Here is a 2,320-nt window from a genome sequence, read left to right on the forward strand (position 1 = left end):
TTTAGCCAAATATAGTCGGCCGAGATTGACCAATCCCGGCCGACCCATTTTAGCCAACACGCCCGCATCTATGACTTTCCTATCGCATTCCTACATCCCCTCGGGCTGGATCCCCCTCACCTTCACCGCCTGGGGGACGGCCTCCACCGAGTAGGTGTCAAGCTCCCTGCCGCGGTAGCTCGGGCCCCGCATCACGAACACCGACGCCTTGTCGAACAGCCTGTCGAGGGCGCAGAGGAGCGTGTCGTCGCCCGTGAAGAACTCATCCCACCCGCTCGGGGCGATGTTGCTCGTGAGGACCATCGCGTTCGGCCCCTCCTTCTCGTAGCGCCTGTCGACGACATCGAAGAACAGGTCGGTGCACGGCCTGTCGTAGACGCATCTTCCCACCTCGTCAACGATGAGGCACGACGGCTTGACGAGCGAGGAGACGACCCGCGAGGTGTTTCCCCGCTGGACGGCCTTCTGGAACCTGTCCCTGAGCTCGGTCGCCTTTATGTAGTAGGTCTTGAGCCCCCGCATGCAGCACTCGCGCCCGTAGGCCTGCGCGAGGTGCGTCTTCCCTATGCCGCCGGGCCCGACGAAGGCGACGTTGCGGTGCGCGTAGAGGTCGGCCAGCGACGGGAGCTTGCCCAGCGCGGCCGCGTCCCGGCCCTGGATCCTGGAGAAGTCGAAGCCCTCGAAGGTCTTGGGCTCGCGCCTGGGCAGCCTGCTCAGCCTCAGCAGCGTCTCGATGGAGGCGAGCCTCCTCTTCTCCGCAAGGTAGGAGAAGGTGGCTGCCACGGCGGCCATCTCCCCGTCGCCGAGGTCGAGGTCCGAGGCGAGGGTCGCGAGCTCCTCCGCCCCGACGGCGATCCCGAGCCTCGACGCGGCGTCGCTCGCGAGCTCGTAGGGGCTCGCCCCCGCGCCCGCCATCATTCGGCCCTCCCGAAGTCGAACCTCTCGAAACCGGGTTTCGTCCTGGGCGGGGCGATTTGCTCGACCACGGTCCCCACCGGCTGGGTCGGCAGCTCCTCGGGCTGCGCCGGCGATGTCTCCCACTGCCCCTCGCACCAGCTGTCGGCGCCGGTGCCGACGGCGTGGGCGACGAGCTCGCGGGAGAGGTCGTCGCTGTATATGTGCACCACGCGCCCCTCCCGGTTCACCCTGCACTCGCGGCGGACGTACCAGTAGGGCACGCCGTAGCGGTGCCCCTCGAAGCTCACGAAGCCGTCGAAGGAGATCTTCCGGCGCGGGCACAGGTACCGCTCGACCTCGGCCGTGACCTCGAGCGGCCTGGTGTTCGCCGAGCACGCCGCCTCGTGCTCGCGCATCGGGACGCATGCCGCCGCGCGCCGCCAGCGGCCTCCCTGCCCGGCGCACCAGAGGGCGGCCTCCCGGTTGAGGGCGTCAAGGTCGGTAAAGGACCTTCCCGCGAGGAAGTTCCCCTTCACGAAGCGGACGAGCCTCTCCACCTTGCCCTTCGTATAGGGGTGGCGCGGCCTGCACAACCTGGTGCGGAAGCCGACGACGCCCATGAACTCGGCGTAGTCGGCCTGCCAGACGGGCCGGCCGTCGGCATCGCGGCGGACGACCACGCTCTTCATGTTGTCGGTGAGCACGGTCGCGGGCACGCCCAGCGCCGAGAACGCGTGCAGCATCCCGATGAGGAGGTTCTCCTGGCGCGCGTTCGGGAAGAACTCGACGTGGGCGCCCCCGCAATGGTGGCAGACCATGGCGAAGCAGGCGATCCGCGCCCGCTCCCCGCCGGGGCGCTCGACCGCGACGAAGCCCCAGTCCATCTGGTAGGCCTCTCCGGGCGCCGTCCTGAAGCGCTGGCCGCGGCAGCCCTGCGGGGCCGCCTGCCGCCTCTTCGCGGGCACGAGGTCCCGGTGCGCGGCGATATAGGTCTTCACCGTGGTGAGGCCGCCGGCGTAGCCCTGGCCGAGCAGCCGCTCGAATATCACCTGCGAGTTGGTGACGCCCTTCCGCAGGAGGTCGTCCACCAGGCCGGTGTGGCCGGCGAGCACGCCCGGCGCGGCCCTCCTCCCGCTGTTCCCGTGGGGCAGGGCCCTGAACCCGTGGGCCCTGACCGTCCTCGCGCGGGAGCGGGTGAGCCCCGTCCTCCTGCAGAACTCAGCGAGGTTGCATGCCTGCGGGTCGAACCCGTCGCCCTCCTCCGCGGCCATCTCCCGGAGCGCCGCGTCTATAATCTCCTGTAGGTCATCGTGTCTCTCGTTCACCTCAATGGTCCTCCTAACGCCGGCGTGTTGGCACCACCAGCGTAGTGGCGGCGGGGAGGCACGGTGGCCATTATTCGGTGACCGGGATTGGTCAAAAT

2 protein-coding genes are annotated in these 2,320 nt (G+C 68.9%); both read right to left on the minus strand.

Features of this window, described 5'->3' with window-relative positions; genetic code table 11:
* Positions 1 to 90 precede the first annotated feature (90 nt).
* Positions 91 to 918, minus strand: coding sequence for an ATP-binding protein (locus tag I2F59_RS09780; RefSeq protein WP_006235234.1), 828 nt, complete (start codon positions 916 to 918; stop codon positions 91 to 93).
* Positions 915 to 2,222 carry an IS21 family transposase gene (istA, locus tag I2F59_RS09785; RefSeq protein ID WP_271800759.1) on the minus strand — a complete coding sequence of 436 codons (1,308 nt, stop codon included), beginning with the start codon at positions 2,220 to 2,222 and terminating at the stop codon, positions 915 to 917. The genes I2F59_RS09780 and istA overlap by 4 nt, the downstream gene beginning before the upstream one ends.
* Between the last annotated feature and the right edge of the window lie 98 nt (positions 2,223 to 2,320).

It is taken from the genome of Collinsella aerofaciens, from assembly GCF_015556945.1.
GTDB classification, from domain to species: Bacteria; Actinomycetota; Coriobacteriia; order Coriobacteriales; family Coriobacteriaceae; genus Collinsella; species Collinsella aerofaciens_AO.

What these genes read in the sequence shown, in the direction of transcription:
- I2F59_RS09780 (WP_006235234.1), bottom strand. Translation starts at nt 918, where the DNA reads ATGATGGCGGGCGCGGGGGCGAGCCCCTACGAGCTCGCGAGCGACGCC.